The 17,939-nt window shown below is 73.3% G+C and carries 14 protein-coding genes; 6 read left to right on the top strand and 8 right to left on the bottom strand.

What is annotated here, in order from left to right:
* Window positions 1-3 precede the first annotated feature (3 nt).
* From ACFVIU_RS33420 to ACFVIU_RS33410, 3 genes are read right to left on the bottom strand one after another with little or no spacing between them, the layout of a single operon-like run.
* The gene (locus ACFVIU_RS33420; RefSeq protein ID WP_385847165.1) at window positions 4-894 is read right to left on the bottom strand and encodes a hypothetical protein; all 891 of its coding nucleotides are present in this window, start codon (window positions 892-894) and stop codon (window positions 4-6) included.
* 19 nt (window positions 895-913) lie between these two features.
* On the bottom strand, window positions 914-1,309 hold the full coding sequence (locus ACFVIU_RS33415; protein WP_385847164.1) for a nitroreductase/quinone reductase family protein: 396 nt from the start codon (window positions 1,307-1,309) through the stop codon (window positions 914-916).
* 27 nt (window positions 1,310-1,336) lie between these two features.
* A complete protein-coding gene (locus ACFVIU_RS33410) occupies window positions 1,337-2,719 on the bottom strand; it encodes a CehA/McbA family metallohydrolase (RefSeq protein ID WP_385847163.1) in 1,383 nt (460 codons plus the stop codon).
* An 81-nt stretch (window positions 2,720-2,800) separates the two neighbouring features.
* On the opposite strand from ACFVIU_RS33410, the gene ACFVIU_RS33405 reads away from it, so the two are divergent.
* Genes ACFVIU_RS33405 through ACFVIU_RS33395 form a run of 3 tightly spaced genes read left to right on the top strand, consistent with a single transcriptional unit; the run spans window position 2,801 to window position 6,903 of the window.
* Entirely contained in the window at window positions 2,801-3,667 is an 867-nt protein-coding gene (locus tag ACFVIU_RS33405) for a TIGR03619 family F420-dependent LLM class oxidoreductase (protein ID WP_385847162.1), read from the top strand.
* Between the two features lie 24 nt (window positions 3,668-3,691).
* Entirely contained in the window at window positions 3,692-6,277 is a 2,586-nt protein-coding gene (locus ACFVIU_RS33400; protein WP_385847161.1) for a bifunctional FO biosynthesis protein CofGH, read from the top strand.
* A 59-nt stretch (window positions 6,278-6,336) separates the two neighbouring features.
* Window positions 6,337-6,903: a hypothetical protein gene (locus ACFVIU_RS33395; protein ID WP_385847160.1), complete on the top strand. Its 567-nt coding sequence runs from the start codon at window positions 6,337-6,339 to the stop codon at window positions 6,901-6,903.
* Window positions 6,904-6,928: 25 nt separating this feature from the next.
* Here ACFVIU_RS33395 and ACFVIU_RS33390 read toward each other — a convergent pair whose 3' ends face one another.
* The gene (locus tag ACFVIU_RS33390; protein ID WP_385847159.1) at window positions 6,929-7,432 is read right to left on the bottom strand and encodes a DUF2165 domain-containing protein; all 504 of its coding nucleotides are present in this window, start codon (window positions 7,430-7,432) and stop codon (window positions 6,929-6,931) included.
* Between the two features lie 80 nt (window positions 7,433-7,512).
* Here ACFVIU_RS33390 and ACFVIU_RS33385 point away from each other — a divergent pair, with 80 nt between their 5' ends.
* Window positions 7,513-10,605, top strand: coding sequence for a tetratricopeptide repeat protein (locus tag ACFVIU_RS33385; RefSeq protein WP_385847158.1), 3,093 nt, complete (start codon window positions 7,513-7,515; stop codon window positions 10,603-10,605).
* A 135-nt stretch (window positions 10,606-10,740) separates the two neighbouring features.
* Window positions 10,741-11,856, top strand: coding sequence for an ADP-ribosylglycohydrolase family protein (locus tag ACFVIU_RS33380; protein WP_385847157.1), 1,116 nt, complete (start codon window positions 10,741-10,743; stop codon window positions 11,854-11,856).
* Between the two features lie 23 nt (window positions 11,857-11,879).
* Here ACFVIU_RS33380 and ACFVIU_RS33375 read toward each other — a convergent pair whose 3' ends face one another.
* The 3 genes from ACFVIU_RS33375 to ACFVIU_RS33365 form a co-directional block, all read right to left on the bottom strand.
* Window positions 11,880-12,491: a hypothetical protein gene (locus tag ACFVIU_RS33375; RefSeq protein ID WP_385847156.1), complete on the bottom strand. Its 612-nt coding sequence runs from the start codon at window positions 12,489-12,491 to the stop codon at window positions 11,880-11,882.
* A 40-nt stretch (window positions 12,492-12,531) separates the two neighbouring features.
* Entirely contained in the window at window positions 12,532-14,106 is a 1,575-nt protein-coding gene (locus ACFVIU_RS33370; protein WP_385847155.1) for a sodium:solute symporter family protein, read from the bottom strand.
* A 128-nt stretch (window positions 14,107-14,234) separates the two neighbouring features.
* The gene (locus tag ACFVIU_RS33365) at window positions 14,235-15,023 is read right to left on the bottom strand and encodes an SDR family oxidoreductase (RefSeq protein ID WP_385847154.1); all 789 of its coding nucleotides are present in this window, start codon (window positions 15,021-15,023) and stop codon (window positions 14,235-14,237) included.
* A 132-nt stretch (window positions 15,024-15,155) separates the two neighbouring features.
* Between ACFVIU_RS33365 and ACFVIU_RS33360 the strand changes: the two genes are divergently transcribed.
* Window positions 15,156-16,004 (top strand): hypothetical protein, encoded by an 849-nt coding sequence (locus ACFVIU_RS33360; protein ID WP_385847153.1) that lies wholly within the window; start codon window positions 15,156-15,158, stop codon window positions 16,002-16,004.
* Window positions 16,005-16,014: 10 nt separating this feature from the next.
* On the opposite strand, the gene ACFVIU_RS33355 is transcribed toward ACFVIU_RS33360, so the two are convergent.
* Window positions 16,015-17,937: an MFS transporter gene (locus ACFVIU_RS33355; RefSeq protein WP_385847152.1), complete on the bottom strand. Its 1,923-nt coding sequence runs from the start codon at window positions 17,935-17,937 to the stop codon at window positions 16,015-16,017.
* Window positions 17,938-17,939 lie beyond the last annotated feature (2 nt).

Below are 17,939 nucleotides of genomic sequence, written 5' to 3'. Positions count from 1 at the left end.
GTGTCACTGGGAGAAGTACGACGCCGGGTGCCGGGGGTCGGCCGCGCAGACGAACAGACCGGCGTGGCTGCCGCGGCCGACGGTCATGCCGACCGGTTCCAGGGCCGCCTGCCACTCCGGGCCGCGCGGCTCCAGATGGCGTTCCTCCAGGGGCTGGAAGCGGTGGGGCGCGCCGTCGGGGCCCCAGGTGCCGATGGCGTACTCGCAGGTGTCGAACTGGAGGAACAGCTCCAGCGGGGCCTGGCACTCACCGCACTCCAGGGCCTCCGGCAGGTCCGTCGTGCACCAGTTCATGTAGCCGCCGAGCTTGTAGCCGGGGACGGTGGTGAGGTCGTCGCGCAGGTTCCGTTCCCTCAGCCAGGCCTCGAAGCGCTCCCCGAGACCGTCCGGCAGCTCCTCGCTGTCCGGGTAGTCCGGGAGCCGCTCCGGGTGCAGCACACAGGCGCGCGGGATCATGTCCCAGTCGTGGTCCCAGTGTTCCTCGGGGTCCGGCTGCTCGGTGAGCGGGTCGGTGACCCGGTCGGCGCGGCGCCAGAACAGCCGGCAGGCCTGGCCCCAGCCCGCCGGATGCGGCTGGTCGTGCCACTCCGGGCACCACAGCAGCTGGACCAGGTCCGTGCCGTCCGGGAAGCGGATCTCCGGGAAGTCCGCCGCCGTCAGCTGGGCCACCGCGACCATCGGCATGCTGTAGGCGCGGCCGTTGACGTCCTTGTGGTCGGCGCACTCCGGCCAGGGCTCGGCGGCCGGCCAGAGCAGCGGGCCGCCGATGTGGCTGTCGCGCGGTCCGGGGGTGCCGCGGCGCGGATGCAGCCGTACGGCCGGGCGGGCGTGCGGCAGCAACTCCGGGAAGTCGCGGGCGGGTTCCAGGGCGGACGGGGCGGTGGTGAGCTTCACGGCCGCAGTCTTTCCCGGCTCAGTCGGCCAGGTCCACCCGGATGGTCAGCAGGCCGGTGCCGAAGGCCCGGACCGCCGCGCTGTTGAAGCGGGGCAGGGTGCGCAGACGGGCGACCGGGTCGTCGTCGGGCAGGAGGTGGGCGGTGCCGTGGTGCCAGCGGCCGGCGAGCCGGACGCGGACCCGGGGGTCGGCCTGGATGTTCCGGACGTACTGGGAGCGGTGCCCGAACTCCGAGACCAGCCAGAAGGACCGGCCCACCCGGCGCCCGCCGACCGGGGTCCGGCGGGGCAGCCCGGAGCTGCGGCCGGTGGTCTCCAGCAGGGTCTGGAAGGGCATGCGCCGGGCCAGGGGGTTGGCCAGGTGCCGCTGGAAGCGGGTCACGAGCCGGTGTTTGAGGTCGCTGCGGGGTGCCATGTCTCTCGCTTCCGTCGCTCTCGGGGCTCAGCCGGCCCCGAGGAAGACCGGGTTGGTGAACGCCGCCATCATCCCCGGCACCGGGCCGAGCGCCGACTCGTGCCGTACCTCGGCGCGCACATGGGCCGCGTGCGCGGGCGTGGTGCGCCACTCGACGGTGCCCGACCCCGCCACCGGCAGCGGCCCGCCGGTGCACAGCACGCCCTGGTCGGTGACGAACCGGACGGTGCAGCGCGGCGCCCCGGTGACCGCCAGCCGGACGGTCACCGGCTCGTCGGCCCCGGCCGCCAGCCGTTCGCCGACCCCGGCCCGCGCACCGCTCGCGGCGGTCGCGGTGAGGGACAGCGCCACCCGCCGGGACTCGGCGACGTACGACCGCCCGGCCCGCAGCCCCTGCTGGATCGCCTCCCGGGTGAGGTCGTCGGCGAGGACCACCGTCTGCGGGTGCCCGACCGTGTCCGGGGGCCGGTGCGCGTCACTGCCGCCCATCGCCGGAAGCCAGGGCCGCCCCTCGGACGCGGCGGCCCCCAGCAGCCCGTCCCAGGCGGCCAGCGCCACCTCGTCGTCGGGCGTCCACGGCCCGTTCCACACCTCGAGCACGTCCGCGTCCGCGAACCCGAACTTCCAGGCGCAGCCGACGCAGGGGGCGTACGGATGGGCCGGTACGACCAGTCCGCCCGCGCCGTGGATCCGGTCGGCGAAGCGGGCCCTGCGGTGGTCCCGGGCCCGGTGGCGCCAGTCGACGAAGGTGCCCGGGTCGGTGCCGAGGGCGAGGACGTGGCCGTTCCTGGTGGTGACCTCCTCGCCCAGCAGCACCAGCAGGTCCTCGCCCGCCGCGTCGGCCCAGTGGGCGTGCGAGGCGTGGGTGTTGTGGTCGGAGCTGTTGACGAAGTCCAGCCCGGCCGCGCGGGCGAGCGAGGCGATCTGTGCCGGGGTGCGGGTGCCGTCGGAGTGCCGGGAGTGCAGATGGCAGTCGCCCCGGTACCAGTCCCGGCCCCGGCCCCGGGCGCGGGACGGCGGATACCGGGGCGGCGGGGTGGGCGCCGGCTCCCCCTCCGTGAGGGTCACCCTCACGTCGTACGACAGTCCCTGCGGCGCGATCGTGTACGGGCCGAGCGCGATGTGCCAGACGCCGGGGTTCAGCGGGCCGGGGAGATAGCCCGGGGTCGCCGTGTCGCCGCGTACGGAGAACTCGCTCCGCGCCCCGCCCGACCAGCCCCGGAACCCCTCCTCGACCCCCCGCTCGTCGAAGAGCCCGATGTCGAGCGCGTTGCCCGGGACTCCGCCGGGGGTGGCGGGCCGGTCGTAGCGGTAGGAGACATGCAGCCCGGCGGTGCGGGGCGGCACCTCGAAGGGGAGGTAGACGTAGTCCGGTGAACCTGGTGCGAGTCTGCCGCGCAAGCTGGTCACAAGGCCCACGCTAGGCGCCGGGAGGCCGCATGAGGAACCACACGTCCACGACAGGTGACCAACCAGTCGGTACGATGGCTCATGCGTATCGCCGTCACGATCTTCCTCACCGACGAGACCGTCACCCCCGTGCGCCTCGCCCCCGAGCTGGAAGCGCGCGGTTTCTCCGGGCTGTATCTGCCCGAGCACACCCATATCCCCGTCGAGCGCACCACTCCGTATCCGGGCGGGGGCGAGCTGCCGCCCGAGTACGGCCGTACCCTCGATCCCTTCGTCGCCCTCGGCCAGGCCGCGGCCGTCACCTCGCGGCTCGGGCTGGGGACCGGGATCACTCTGCTGGCCCAGCACGACCCGATCGTCCTCGCCAAGCAGATCGCCACCCTGGACCACCTCTCCGGCGGCCGCTTCACCCTCGGCCTCGGCTACGGGTGGAACGTGGAGGAGGCCGCCGACCACGGCGTGGACTGGCGTACGCGCCGGGACCTGGTGCGGGACCGGGTGCGGATCATGCAGGCGCTGTGGTCCGCGGAACCGACCGCGTACCAGGGCGCGTTCGGGGGCGTGCGGGCCAGCTTCGCGCACCCCAAGCCGGTGCGGCGGCCGCGCGGCCCGGTGGTCGGCCCGCGCACCCTGGTGGGCGGGGCCGCCGGACCCCGGCTGTTCGCGCACATCGCCGAGTACGCCGACGGCTGGCTGCCGATCGGCGGGCGCGGCCTCACCGAGTCCCTGCCGCGGCTGCGCGCCGCCTGGGCCGACGCGGGCCGCGATCCGGCCGATCTCCAGGTCGTCCCGTACGCGGTCCACCCCAGCCCCGGCAAGCTCGCCCACTACGCCGAGCTGGGCATCGAGGAGGTGGTGGTGCAGCTGCCGCCGGCCGGGGAGGCGGAGGTGCTGCGGGCGCTCGACTCATACGCGACCTTCCTGCCGGGCAACCAGTCTCAGGCGTGATCGCCGCTTCCGTATCCTCGAGAGATGACCACTTCCGCGACCTCCGGAACCGGCCCCACCGAGAACTCCATGCGTCGCGCCCTCAAACGCGCCCGGGACGGCGTCGCCCTCGACGTCACCGAGGCGGCGGTGCTGCTCCAGGCCCGCGGCGAGGCCCTGACCGACCTCGCCGCGTCCGCCGCCCGGGTGCGGGACGCGGGCCTCGCCCAGGCGGGCCGCCCCGGGGTCATCACGTATTCGAAGAGCGTCTTCATCCCGCTCACCCGGCTGTGCCGGGACAAGTGCCACTACTGCACCTTCGTCACCGTCCCCGGCAAGCTGCGCCGCGCCGGGCACGGCATGTTCATGTCCCCCGACGAGGTGCTGGACATCGCCCGCCGCGGCGCCGAACTCGGCTGCAAGGAAGCCCTGATCACCCTCGGCGACAAGCCGGAGGACCGCTGGCCGGAGGCGCGCGAGTGGCTCGACGCGCACGGCTACGACGACACCATCGCCTATGTCCGCGCGATCTCCATCCGCATCCTGGAGGAGACGGGCCTGCTGCCCCACCTCAACCCGGGCGTGCTGACCTGGACGGACTTCCAGCGGCTCAAGCCGGTCGCGCCGTCCATGGGGATGATGCTGGAGACCACCGCGACCCGCCTGTGGTCCGAGCCCGGCGGCCCGCACCACGGCTCCCCGGACAAGGAACCCGCCGTACGGCTGCGGGTGCTGGAGGACGCGGGCCGGTCCTCGGTGCCCTTCACCTCCGGCCTGTTGATCGGCATCGGGGAGACCTACGAGGAGCGTGCGGAGTCCCTGTTCGCGCTGCGCAAGGTCGCCCGCGCCTACCACGGCATCCAGGAACTGATCATCCAGAACTTCCGCGCCAAGCCCGACACGGCGATGCGCGGCATGCCGGACGCCGAGCTCGACGACCTCGTCGCCACGGTCGCCGTCGCCCGGCACCTCATGGGCCCCTCCGCCTGCCTCCAGGCCCCGCCGAACCTCGTCGCCGGCGAGTACGAGCGGCTGATCGGCGCGGGCATCGACGACTGGGGCGGGGTCTCCCCGCTCACCATCGACCACGTCAACCCCGAGCGCCCCTGGCCGCAGATCGAGGAGCTGGCCGAGCGCTCGGCGACGGCCGGTTTCGAGCTGCGGGAACGGCTGTGCGTGTACCCGGAGTTCGTGCGCCGCGGCGAACCCTGGCTGGACCCCCGGCTGCGCCCGCACGTCGCCGCGCTCGCCGACCCGGAGACCGGCCTGGCCCGGCCCGACGCCCGCCCCCGGGGCCTGCCCTGGCAGGAACCGGAGGAGGTGTTCGTCCCCTCCGGCCGCACCGAGCTGCACCGCACGATCGACACCGAGGGCCGTACCGCCGACCGGCGCGACGACTTCGACGAGGTGTACGGCGACTGGGCGGCCCTGCGCGAGGCGGCCGCCCCCGGCATGGCGCCGGAACGGATCGACACCGACGTACGGCAGGCCCTGCGCACGGCGGCCGACGACCCGACGAAGCTGACCGACGCGGAGGCCCTCGCCCTGCTGCACGCGGACGGCCCGGCGCTGGACGCGCTGTGCCGGGTGGCCGACGACGTGCGCCGCTCGGCGGTCGGCGACGAGGTGACGTACATCGTCACCCGGAACATCAACTTCACCAACGTCTGCTACACCGGCTGCCGCTTCTGCGCCTTCGCCCAGCGCCGCACCGACGCGGACGCCTACACCCTCTCCCTGGAGCAGGTCGCCGACCGGGCCCGGCAGGCGTGGGACGTCGGTGCGGTCGAGGTGTGCATGCAGGGCGGTATCCACCCCGACCTGCCCGGCACCGCCTACTTCGACATCGCGCGGGCGGTGAAGGCCGCCGTCCCCGGCATGCATGTGCACGCCTTCTCCCCGATGGAGGTGGTGAACGGCGCCACCCGTACCGGCATGCCGGTCCGCGAGTGGCTGACGGCGGCGAAGGAGGCCGGCCTGGACACCATCCCGGGCACGGCCGCGGAGATCCTGGACGACGAGGTCCGCTGGGTGCTGACCAAGGGCAAGCTGCCCACGGCCACCTGGATCGAGGTGATCCGGACCGCCCACGAGCTGGGCATCCGCTCCTCCTCGACGATGATGTACGGCCATGTCGACCAGCCCCGCCACTGGCTCGGCCATCTGCGCACCCTCGCCGGGATCCAGCAGGAGACGGGCGGTTTCACCGAGTTCGTCACCCTCCCGTTCATCCACACCAACGCGCCGGTGTATCTGGCGGGCATCGCCCGTCCGGGCCCGACGACCCGGGACAACCGCGCGGTGACGGCCATGGCCCGGCTGCTGCTGCACCCCTGGATCCCGAACATCCAGACCAGCTGGGTCAAGCTGGGCACCGAGGGCGCGGCGGAGATGCTCCGCTCCGGCGCCAACGACCTGGGCGGGACCCTGATGGAGGAGACGATCTCCCGGATGGCGGGCTCGTCGTACGGCTCGTACAAGTCGGTCCGCGACCTGGTGGCCGTGGCCGAGGCGGCCGGCCGCCCGGCGAAGCCGCGCACCACGCTCTACGGCGAGGTCCCGCAGGAGCGGCAGCGGGCGGCCGAGGCCTCCGACGGCCACCTGCCCGAGCTGCTGCCCGTACTGGACTGAGTACGATGATCCGACCCCCGAACCGAGCGGGGGCCCCGTAGCGGAGGAGATGCGTACCCGTGGCTGCCCGACTGCCCTCCTGGGCCTGGGTCACCGGTCTGACGGCTGGGGCGACCGCGGCCGTCATCGCCCTCGCCGTCCAGGCGAACCACGGGCCGCATCCCACGGCCGCCGTGGCGAAGCCCAGCCCGTCGGCGTCCGCGGGCAGCCACGCGCCCGCCGACCCGAAGCCCTCGGGCCCGCCCGCCCTGCCCGAGGCGTCGGGACAGGGCCGCCGGATCGTCTACTCGCTCGCCGGGAAGCGGGTGTGGCTGGTCGACGCGACCGGCCGGGCCTCCCGCAGCTTCACGGTGTGGCCGGGCACGGTCGCCCCGCAGCCCGGCCGCTACTCGGTCACCCTGCGCATCCAGTCCCTGAAGGGCTCGGACGGGGTGGAGATCGAGCACGTCATGTACTTCACCAAGGCGGAGGGCGTGAACATAGCGTTCTCCAACGCCCTGGACGGCTCCTCGCCGCCCCCGGCCGACGGCAGCAAGAAGCTGGGCGGCATCCGGATGCACAAGGAGGACGGCGCCGCCCTGTGGGCCTTCGGCGACGCCGGTACCAAGGTGATGGTCGTCCCGTAAGGGGCTGCCGGTCGTCCGGCAGGGGTCAGTCCCGGGTGCGGGACGGCAGCTGGTTGACGATCAGCGCGACTCCGCTGAGCAGGAAGATCCGGGTGGCGGCGTCCAGCCCGTTCCAGCTCTTCGACTGCCACATCGAGAACCACTCGCCGCCGATCGCGATGAACCCGGCACCGAACAGCACCAGCAGCATCAGCAGCCCGTAGGTGGACCAGCGCCGGGCGGCCGCCTCGTCCCGGCCCCGCGCCCACAGCCAGGTGCCCCACACCAGCACCAGGGCGGCCGCGGTCTCCCACGCGATGATGAGGACGTACGCGGTGTCCTCCAGCCCCTTGCTGGTCACGGCCCGCCACATCAGGCGGTCGTCCCCGAACGTGGTGTCCATCGCCAGGACATGCCGTACGAACTGCTGGTTGGTGCCGAAGTCGGTGATGTTGCCGAGCGCTACCAGGGCGATGTAGAGCGCGAGTATGCCGGTGAGCACACCGGCGGCAAGCCTGAGGCCCGAGTTACTGGTGGGGGTGGTGGTCATGGCTGGATTCTGCCTGACGAACGCCCCGTCCCGGCACGCGCATTGAGCCACAATGAACCCTGGCCGGGGGAGGTCGGGGCATGGCGCAGGGGCAGGCACGGCGACCATCGATGCACGAGCTGATCGGGCGGCGCAGACGCGCGGGGTTCATCGGCCGCAGCGACGAACGGGCCGCCTTCCGGGAGAACCTGGACCTGGCCCCGGAGGACGAGCGGCACCGCTTCCTCTTCCACATCCACGGCCAGGCCGGCGTCGGAAAGACCTTCCTGGTCCGGGAGCTGGAGCAGATCGCCCGGGAGCGCGGCGCGGTCACCGCGTACGTGGACGAGAGCGCCGGCAGCGTGCCCGAGGCGCTCACCGCGATCAGCCGCCGACTCGCCGAACAGGGCCACCGGTTGAAGAAGCTGGAGGAACGTCTCGCCGCCCACCGGGAGCGCCGGCACGAGGCCGAGGCCGAGGTCGCCACCCTGGAACCCGCCCCGGACCTGCCCGGCGGCCCGTCCCCGCTCACCACCACGGCGGTACGGCTGGGCATGGCGGGCCTGGGCGCCCTGGTCCCCGGCGCCGGCGCCTTCGTGGGCGCGGTGGACGCGGCCCAGCTCGCGGAGGGCGCGACCCGGCTGAAGGCCCGGCTCAGCGCGCGCTTCCGCGACCAGGAGGACGTCCAGCTGGTGCTGTCCCCGGAGCGGGTCCTGACCCCCCGGCTGCTGGAGGAGCTGCCGGCGGTCACCTCCGCCGTCCCCTGGCTCGTCCTGTTCTTCGACACCTACGAACGCACCGGCCCGTTCCTCGACGCCTGGCTGCACACCCTGATGACCACCGACCGGTACGGCGCCCTGCCCGCCAACGTCATCGTCGTCACCGCCGGTCAGCGGCCCTTCGACACCGCCCGCTGGGGCGGCTTCGCCGACTTCATGACGGACCTGCCGATCGGGCCGTTCACGGAGGCGGAGGCGCGCGGGCTGCTCGCGGACCGGGGGGTGCTGGACGAGCCGGTGGTCGCGGAGGTGCTCCGGCTGACCGGCGGCCTGCCCGTCCTCGTCTCCACCCTCGCCGCGACCCGCCCGGCCGACCCCGACGACGTGGGCGACCCGAGCGCCACCGCCGTGGACCGCTTCCTGAAGTGGGAATCCGACCCGGTACGGCGGTCCGTCGCCCTCGCCTGCGCGCTGCCCCGGCGCCTGGACGCCGACGTGTTCCGGGCCGTCACCGACTGCCCCGAGACGGAGGCCGACGCCCTGTACGACTGGCTGCGCGGGATGCCGTTCGTCAGCGAGCGCGCCGACCGGGTCCAGTACCACGACGTCGTACGGGCACCGATGCTGCGGTTGCAGCGCAGCCGGTCGCCGCGCGGCTGGGCGCGGCGCCAGCAACGGCTGGCGGAGGTGCACGCGGCCTGGCGGGAGGAGCGCGCGGCCGGGCTGGACGACCAGTGGGCCGACGACAGATGGCGCGAACTGCGGCTGGCGGAGGCCTACCACCGGCTGTGCGCGGGCGAGCCGACGGCACTGCCGTCGGCCCTTCGGGCCGTGGTGCGGGCCTGCCGCCGGGGGGACGAGGAGGCCCGCCGCTGGGCCCGGATGCTCGCGGAGGCGGGGGAGGACGCCCAGGACGCGGCACCGGCCCGCTGGGGCCGCGACCTGCTGACCGCCCTCCAGGCACCGAACACCGCCCCAGCGCTCGCCCTGCTCCTGGACCGGGCCCCGCTCGACACCACCTCCCGGATCCGCGCGCACCTCTTCCGCGGCGAGATCTTCCACGCCGGTGAGGACTACGACCACGCGCTGGCCGAGTTCGACAGGGCCGTCGCGCTCGACCCCGGGCAGGCCCGCACCTACACCGTCCGGGCCCTCACCCGGGCGAACGTGGGCGATGTCGAGGCGGCCCTGGCCGACCTGGACCGGGCGGTCGAGCTGGACCCCGAGGACGCCGCCTCCCTGGGCTTCCGCGGCGAGCACCGCAGGCGGGCCGGCCGCTACGAGGAAGCGCTCGCGGACCTCGACCGGGCGCTCCGACTCGACCCGGCCCTGACCCTCGCCCGTGCCACGCGGGGCGCCCTGCGGCACGTACTCGGCCAGGACGACCTGGCCCTCACCGACCTGGACCGGGCGCTGGCGGCCGACCCCGGCTATGTGTGGGCCCTGGTCGTCCGGGCCCGGGTCCGGCGCTCCCGCGGCGAACGCGCACAGCAACTGGCCGACCTCGACCGCGCGGCCGAACTCGACCCCGAGGCGCCGTGGGTGCTGTGCGAGCGAGGCGACGCGCTCGCCGCCGCGGGCCGCGAGACGGAGGCACTCGCCGACTACGCGAAAGCCATCGGCCTCGACCCCCGGTACGCCTCCGCCTACGCCAGCCGGGGCGCCCTGCACAGCCGGCACGGCCGGGACGCGGAGGCGCTCGCGGACCTCGACCACGCGCTCGGCCTCGCCCCGGACTATCCCTGGGCCCTGGTGCACCGCTCCCAGGTCCACCGCCGCCGGCGCGCCTACGACCGGGCACTCGCCGACGCCCACCGCGCGGTGGAACTCGACCCGCGGGGCGCCTGGGCCCTCACCAACGCGATCCGGACGAACATCGCGGTGGGCCGCCTGGAGCAGGCCCGCACGGACCTGGAGCGGCTCCCCTCCCTGAGCGACGACCCCGCGTGGGCCCGCTACCAGCTGGCCTGTGTGCATGTGCTGGAAGGCCGGTTCGCCGAGGCGCTCGCAGAGTCCGACCCGGCCCCCACCCGGTGCGCCGTCCATCTGCGGCTGCGCGACTGGGACCTGGCCCGGCAGGCCGCCGAGGAGTGGCGGACCGAGGACGAGCCGATGGGCCTGCTGCACCTCGCCCTGGCCGTCGGCGGCAGCCGGGGCATCGCCGCCGCCCGCCCGCTGTGGGCCCGCCTGGCCCACGACATCCGGCACCGCACCGACCACCCCGCGCAGGACAGGGCGGTCCTCGAGGCCACGACGAGCGCGGCCCTCGGGGACTGGCCCCGCCTGGACACCGTCCTCCACCACGGCCCCACCGAGTACGACGCCCTCTGCCTCCTGGCCGACTCCCTCACCCTCCTGCTCCACACCCCCGGCACCGACCGCCCGAGACTCACCCCCCGGCTGACGAGGGTCGCCGGAGCCAGGGACGGGCTGCGGGCGCGCTTCGCCGAGTGGCCGGTGTCGGACCTTGTGTGATGAAGCGACGGAGATTGACGCCATGCGGCGGCCTGTTTGACCGTACGGGGCCGGTTTGCCCCACTGAACGGGGTGTTCACGGTCGATTACAGTGCCTACGGTCGTACGGGCGCACGGTGCCGTAAGGAGGTTCGGGTGGGTGGGACGTCCGGTGCCGTCTGGGGCCGTTCCGAGCAGCAGGACTACCGCAGCCGGGTGCGCGGCGCGCTGCTCGGGGTCGCCCTGGGGGACGCGCTCGGCGGGCCGGCCGACGCGCTGTCCCTGGAGGAGATCCGGGCCGCGTACGGCCCCGAGGGGCTGCTCGACCTCGCCTTCGGGCACGGGCGGCGCGGCAGCATCACCCACCACACCCAGCTGACCCTGTTCACCGTGGACGGGCTGATCCGGGCCCAGGTGCGCCGGGACACCGGTGCCTGGCACCCGCCGACCGATCTGCACCGGGCCTATCTGCGCTGGGCGGCCACCCAGCGGGACTGGGGCCCGGACGAGCGCCGCAAGGACGACGGCTGGCTGGCGCGGGAGGAGTGGCTGTACGCCCGCCGGGAGCCCAGCCGCGCGCTGCTCATCGGGTTCGGCGACGAGGTCATGGGGACGCTGGAGCGGCCGAAGAACCCGGGCGAGATGGGGCCGGAGGCGGTCGCCCGGTCGGCGCCGTTCGGGCTGCTGGTCGGCTGGGAGCCGCAGCTGGTGGTGCAGCTGGCGGTGGAGTGCGCCGCGCAGAGCCATGGCCATCCGCTGGCCTGTCTGTCGGCGGGCGCCTACGCGGTGATCGTGCACACGCTGGCGCGCGGGGAGAGCCTGGACGCCGCCGTGCAGCGGGCGCTGGCGCTGCTCGCCGCCCGCCCCGGCCACCAGCCCGTCGCGGACGCGTTGCAGCACGCGCTGGGTGCGGTGCGGCAGGGGATCCCGAGCGCCACGCGGGTGGAGGAGCTGGCCGGGGACGGCACGGCGGACGGGCTGCTGGCCGCGTCGGTGTACTGCGCGCTGGTGGGCGAGGACGTACGGCACGGGCTGTGCCTCGCGGTGAACCAGGGCGGCCCCTCCGCCGCGGCCGGTGCGCTGACCGGCGGCCTCCTCGGGGCCCTGCACGGCGAGACGGCCCTCCCGCCGGCCTGGCTGGCCGAGCTGGAGGGCCGGCAGACGATGCTGGAACTCGCCGACGACTTCGCCATGGAGATGACGCAGGGCCCCGCCCTGCACGGCCCGGCGGGTTCGTCACCGGGCTGGCTGGCGCGGTATCCGCGGGCCTGACGGCCGACCGGCCCGGTCGGTCGTCAGGCGCGGACGGCGTGGTGGACCGTCATGCTGCCGCTGGCGTCGAAGTGCCGGATGCGCAGCCCGGACTGCCGGGTGTACTGCACGTCCAGGCGCTGGCCGGAGGCCGTGCCGGACTCGCCGGGCGGCTGCCAGGGCAGGCTGAGGGAGACGGAGTCCGCGACCCGGGCGGGCACGTTCTCGGCGGCGGCGGTCGGTCCCGCGGTGCCGCCCATGTCCTTGGGGACGCTGATCCGGAGCCGGCCGCCCTGGAGCGTCCAGGTGCCCTTCTCGGAGCCGCCGTGGCCGTTCAGCGCCCAGGTGCCGTCGGCGATGGTCATGGTGTAGCCGAAGGGCGACTCGTGGGGCGCCTGTGTGGTGACCTTCCAGGTGCCGCGCACGAAGGACGCGAAGGCCCTGCCGGTGACGCCGGAGGCGGGGGAGGGCGACGAGGTGTGCGTGCGGTGCGATCCCCACCTGGTCTTGGAGGTCTTCTTCCCCTTTCCGCCGCTGTGGGAGGTGCTGCTCTTGCATGCCGCGAGCACCGACCCCCCGACGCCGACGGCGAGAAGACGCAGGGCGGTCCGGCGGCCCACCAGCCGGGTGGCCGCGCGCCATGCTTGGATGCTCATCAATTCCCCGTTCGTGCCGATCCGTTGGGCAACCGGCACCCTACAGCGGCTGGTGGGGCGCTCCGACCGTGTCCTCCCCGGTGCCGGCCGGTACGGCCGCACCGGCCTGGCCGGCGTCCACATCTGTGTTGATCCGCTCGATGAGGGCGAGGCGCTCCGGGGTGTCCTCCGGCTTGAGGTAGCCGATCGCGATGTAGAGGACCAGGGAGACGGCGAGCGGCACGGAGACCTGGTACTGGAGCGGCACTCCGCCCGATATCTGCCAGCTGATGGGGTAGTTGACCAGCCAGAAGGCGAGCAGGCCGAGGGCCCAGCTGGTCAGCGCCGCGGTCGGGCCGGAGCGGCGGAACGGGCGGAGCAGGCCCAGCATCATCGGGATCGCGATCGGTCCCATGAGTCCCGCCACCCACTTGATCACGACCGTGATGATGTCGTGGAAGGTGGGGGAGTTGACCTGGGTCGCCACCGCCATGGACAGGCCGAGGAAGACCACCGTCGTGACCCGGGCCGCGACCAGACCGGAGCGTTCGCCCCAGGTGCGGGCCCGCGCGGAGACCACCGGCGCCACGTCCCGGGTGAACACGGCGGCGATGGCGTTCGCGTCGGAGGAGCACATGGCCATGGTGTGGGAGAAGAAGCCGACGACGACCAGGCCCAGCAGACCGTGCGGGAGCAGCTGTTCGGTCATCAGGCCGTAGGAGTCGGAGCCGTCCGGCTTGTGGGCGTGGACCAGGAGCGGGGACATCCACATCGGGAAGAACAGCACCACCGGCCAGACCAGCCAGAGCGCGGCCGACAGCCGTGCCGAGCGCTCGGCCGCGTGGGCGCTGCCGGTGGCCATGTAGCGCTGGGCCTGGTTGAGCATGCCGCCGTTGTACTCGAAGAGCTTGATGAAGAGGAAGGCCAGCAGGAAGACGGTGCCGTAGGGGCCGACCAGGGGCTTGCCGTGGCCGTGCAGTTCGGGCCGGTTCCAGGCGTCGAGGAAGCCGATGTGCCGGTCGGCGAGCTTGGCCACCACGGCGACGAACATCGACAGGCCGGCCAGTAACTGGATGACGAACTGGCCGAGTTCGGTGAGCGCGTCCGCCCACAGGCCGCCGATGGTGCAGTAGACGGCGGTGATCGCGCCGGTGATGAGGATGCCCTGGTTCAGGGAGATCCCGGTGAACACGGACAGCAGGGTGGCGATCGCCGCCCACTTGGCGCCCACGTCCACGATCTTCAGCAGCATGCCGGACCAGGCGAGGGCCTGCTGGGTGGGCAGGTCGTAGCGGTTCTTGAGGTATTCGAGGGGGGAGGCCACATGGAGGCGGGAGCGCAGCCGGTTGATGCGCGGGGCGAACAGCTTCGAGCCGATGGCGATGCCGAGCGCGATGGGGAAGGACCAGGTGACGAAGGAGGTGACGCCGTAGGTGTAGGCGATGCCCGCGTACCCGGTGAACATCACCGCGCTGTAACCCGACATGTGGTGCGAGATGCCGGACAGCCACCAGGGCATCTTGCCGCCGGCCGTGAAGAAGTCGGAGACGTTGTCGACGCGCTTGTGCGACCAGACGCCGATCGCGACCATCACACCGAAGTAGCCGATGAGCACGGCCCAGTCGAGACTGTTCATATGCCCGATCGTGAGTGCGGTCACATGAACACGACAAGCAACGGTAAGGTCAAGTCGCGGTAAAAATGTTCGGTGTGGTGACTCACGTTCAGCCACATGAACGGCTCATATGAAGCCCGGTTGGTCGCTCACCGCATCAACTCCCCCGCGTTGACCAGCAGCGACTGTCCCGTGATGGCCCGCGCCCGGTCCGAGGCGAGGAACACCGCCGCGTCCGCCACATCGGCGTCCGTGGCCAGCTCCGGCAGCGCCGTCCGCTCGGTCAGCCGCCCCAGCACCTCCGCCTCCGGCACGCCCTCCGCGTGGGCGGTGAACCGGACGTACGCCTCCACCGGCGGCCCCCACATCCAGCCCGGCAGCACCGAGTTGACCCGGATGCGGTACGGGCCCAGCTCGCGGGCGAGGGAGTACATCGCGCTCGTCAGCGCCCCCTTCGACGCGGCGTACGCGGCCTGCCGCACCTGCGAGGGCGCGGCGACGGCCGACTGGGTGCCGATGAACACCACCGCACCGCCCCCGCCCGCCTTCAGCGCCGGCAGGCAGGCCCGGGTCATCCGCAGGGTGCCGAGCAGATTGACGTCCATGACCGACTGCCAGGTCGCGAAGTCCGCGTCCTCCAGTCCGCCGAAGCAGGAGTCCCAGGCGGCCACGTGCACCACGGCGTCGATCCCGCCGAACCGCTCGCGCGCCAGCTCCGCCAGCGCCGCGCACCGGCCCTCGTCCGTGATGTCGGTCGCCCGGTACGCCGTGTGCCCGCCCTCCGGATCGATCCCGGCCGCGCTCTTCACCAGGTTCGCCTCGGTGCGCGCCCCGAGGACCGCGTTCCCGCCGTCCCGTACGACGGCCGCGGCCACCTGGTGGCCGAGACCGGCCCCGACTCCGGAGACGACGACGGTCTTGCCGCTCAGCAGGGACATGGGGTCCTCCTCCGATATGCACTCCGGTACGCACTCCGGTATGGCGCTTTATCTGACGGGGCGTCAGAGTATGGGCGACCGCAGCAGGACGGAAGCAGCAGGACGGAAGCAGCAGGACGGAAGGGGAGCCGCATGAGCGAGGAGACCCGCAGCGAGGTGTACGGCGAACTGGCCGCCGTCGGGCCGTACGGGGTGCGGCCCGGCCACGCCCTGATCACCATGGTCGAGCCGCACCCCGGCCACGAGTACGCCTACAACCGCTGGTACGAGGACGACCACTACTACGCCGGCGCGATGGCCATGCCCTGGATGTACGCGGGCCGCCGCTGGGTCGCCACCCGGGAGCTACAGCTCCTGCGCTACCCCGAGAAGTCCGCGGTCGCCCAGCCGGTCACCACCGGCTGCTACCTCTCCACCTACTGGATCACCGAGGGCCGCTACGACGACCACATGCAGTGGACCGTCGCCATCAACCGGCGCCTCAACCGCGACGCCCGCGTCCACCACGACCGCACCCACGTCTTCACCGCCTTCCAGGACCACATGGCGACGGTCTACCGGGACGGCGCCGCCGGACCCCGGGACGTCCACGCCCTCGACCACCCCTACGCCGGGCTGGTGCTGGAGGTGGTGGAGAGCGGCACCCCGGAGCAGCGCGCCGAGCTGCTGGAGTGGCTGGCCGGCCGCGGCCTGCCGCGCCGCCTCGCCGGCTCCCCGGCCGCCCTGGTGACCGTCTTCCGGCCCACCCCGCTCCCCGGCGACCGCATGACCTACGTCAAGCAGGTCGAGGGCGTCGACACCCGCCTCACCCTGCTGTGGTTCCTGGAGCGGGACCCGAGGGAGTGCTGGGCGGAGCACTTCACCGGGCTGGACGAGGAGGTCGCCGGGACCGGACTGGGCCGGGTGGAGCTGGTGGCACCGTTCATCCCCACGGTGCCGGGCACGGACCGCTATGTGACCGAGCTGCGCGACGCTCCCTGAGGGCGCGGCGCTACTTCAGCTCGTCCGGGCACGGCGTACCGCGCGGCAGCTGGTACGGCGCGGCCAGCCGGTACGTCCCCGCCCGCGGCGCCAGCAGCATGGTCCACTTGTCCCCGTTGGCGTCCTCCGGGGTCTCCATCAGACACCCGTTGACGTTGTCGTACGTCTTCGGCGTGCCCGGCGCCCGGTGCTTGGACGCCTCCGTCTCCTGCGGCGGCTTCAGGCTCTTGCCGTGCGCGTCCACGACGCTCAGCCACGGCGAGTACGGGATCCGGATCAGGATCCGCCCCGGCTTGCGCACCTCCAGCGTCATCTCGCCCTGGTCGACGACGTCCACCACCGCGTGCGGCTCGGCGAGCGGCGTCGGATCCGTCACCGCGAACAGCTGCCAGTTGGCGTCGCCCCACACCTGCCGCAGATACGGCATCCCGCGCTGGAGCAGCTGCCGCTCGCGCTGACCGCCGTCCCCGTCCGGGTCGTCCTTCGGCAGCACCACGAAGTGCACGGCCCACCGCTGGAGCCACTCGTGGTAGTTCGCCGAGTTCAGCGTGTCGTCGTAGAAGAGCGGGTTGCGCTCCATGTCGGCCTGCCGGTTCCAGCCGCGCGCCAGGTTCACGTACGGCGCGAGCGCGGAGGCCTCCCGGTGCGAGCGGGCCGGGACCACCTCGACGCGGCCCTTCTCCGCGCCGGCCTTCTGGAGCTGGTGGACCAGCGGAGCCAGCTCACGGGCCCAGGACGCGGCCGGGGTGGTGTGGATGATGTCGTCCACCGTCTTGAAGCCGACCCAGCCGGTGAAGCCCAGGAAGGCCAGCACGGTCACGTACCACTTGCGCGACTTCGGCACGGTGTACGGCAGCGCGGCGATCAGTGTCGCACCGGCGAACAGCATGGGCAGCCGGGAGATGTTCGAGCCGATCTGCGAGTTGATCAGCCAGACCAGCACCACCCCGACGCTGTACACGGCCGCCGTGAGCCGCACGGTCACCCACTGCTTCGGCACCAGGAACAGGCAGAGCAGGCCGTACAGCAGCGGCAGCACCACCGAGCCGAAGATCATCGGCTGGGTGCCGGAGAACGGGAAGAGGAAGTACGACGCGGCCACCACCAGGGACGGCGCGAGCCCCAGCGCCCAGGCGCCCGGCCGCCGCTTCTGGAGGAACAGCGCGACCGCGACCAGGCCCACGAACAGCCCGGAGACCGGCGAGGCCATGGTGGACAGCCCGGCCAGCGGAGCGGCCACCGCCGCCTTCGCCCAGCGCTTGTACCGCCACCGGTGCGGCCAGCAGAACACGGCCGCGACCGCGCCGAGCGCGAACATGGTGCCGAGCCCGAAGGTCACCCGGCCCGAGATCGCGTTGCACAGCAGCGCGAAGACCCCGGCCAGGGAGACCCAGAGCGGGTTGCGCACCGCCCGGCTGCGGATCAGCAGCAGTGTCAGCAGACCCGCCGAGGCCGTCCCGGCGATCATCATCGTCGTACGGACGCCGAGGACGGCCATCAGGTACGGCGACACCACGCTGTACGACACCGGGTGCATACCGCCGTACCACGCGAGGTTGTACGCCGAGTCCGGGTGCCGGCCGACGAACTCCGCCCAGGCGTCCTGCGCGGCGAGGTCGCCACCGCTGTTCGCGAAGGTGAAGAACCAGACGATGTGCAGGACGCCCGCGAGCGCGGTGACGGACAGCACGGGGTGCGCCAGCATGCGCCGGCGCAGCGGCTCGGCGGCGGCCAGCAGCCGCCCGAGCACACCGCCGCGTGCGGGCGCGTCGGTCCCGCCGGTTCTGTTGTTCCCGTCGGGCCGGTCGGGCCCGTCGGTCCCGTTCCCGCCGGTGTCCCGGCTGATGGTGTCAGTCGTGGACAGGCGTATTCGCGGGCCGTTTCCCGGGCCCGGATCGGCGTCGTCGGCGCGTGTCGGCTCCGCTGTGGCCACCT

This window comes from Streptomyces sp. NPDC127190, assembly GCF_042672505.1.
Lineage (GTDB): Bacteria > Actinomycetota > Actinomycetes > Streptomycetales > Streptomycetaceae > Streptomyces.
The sequence above is the reverse complement of the archived record's forward strand: the minus strand, read 5'-3'. Positions and strand labels throughout refer to the sequence as shown.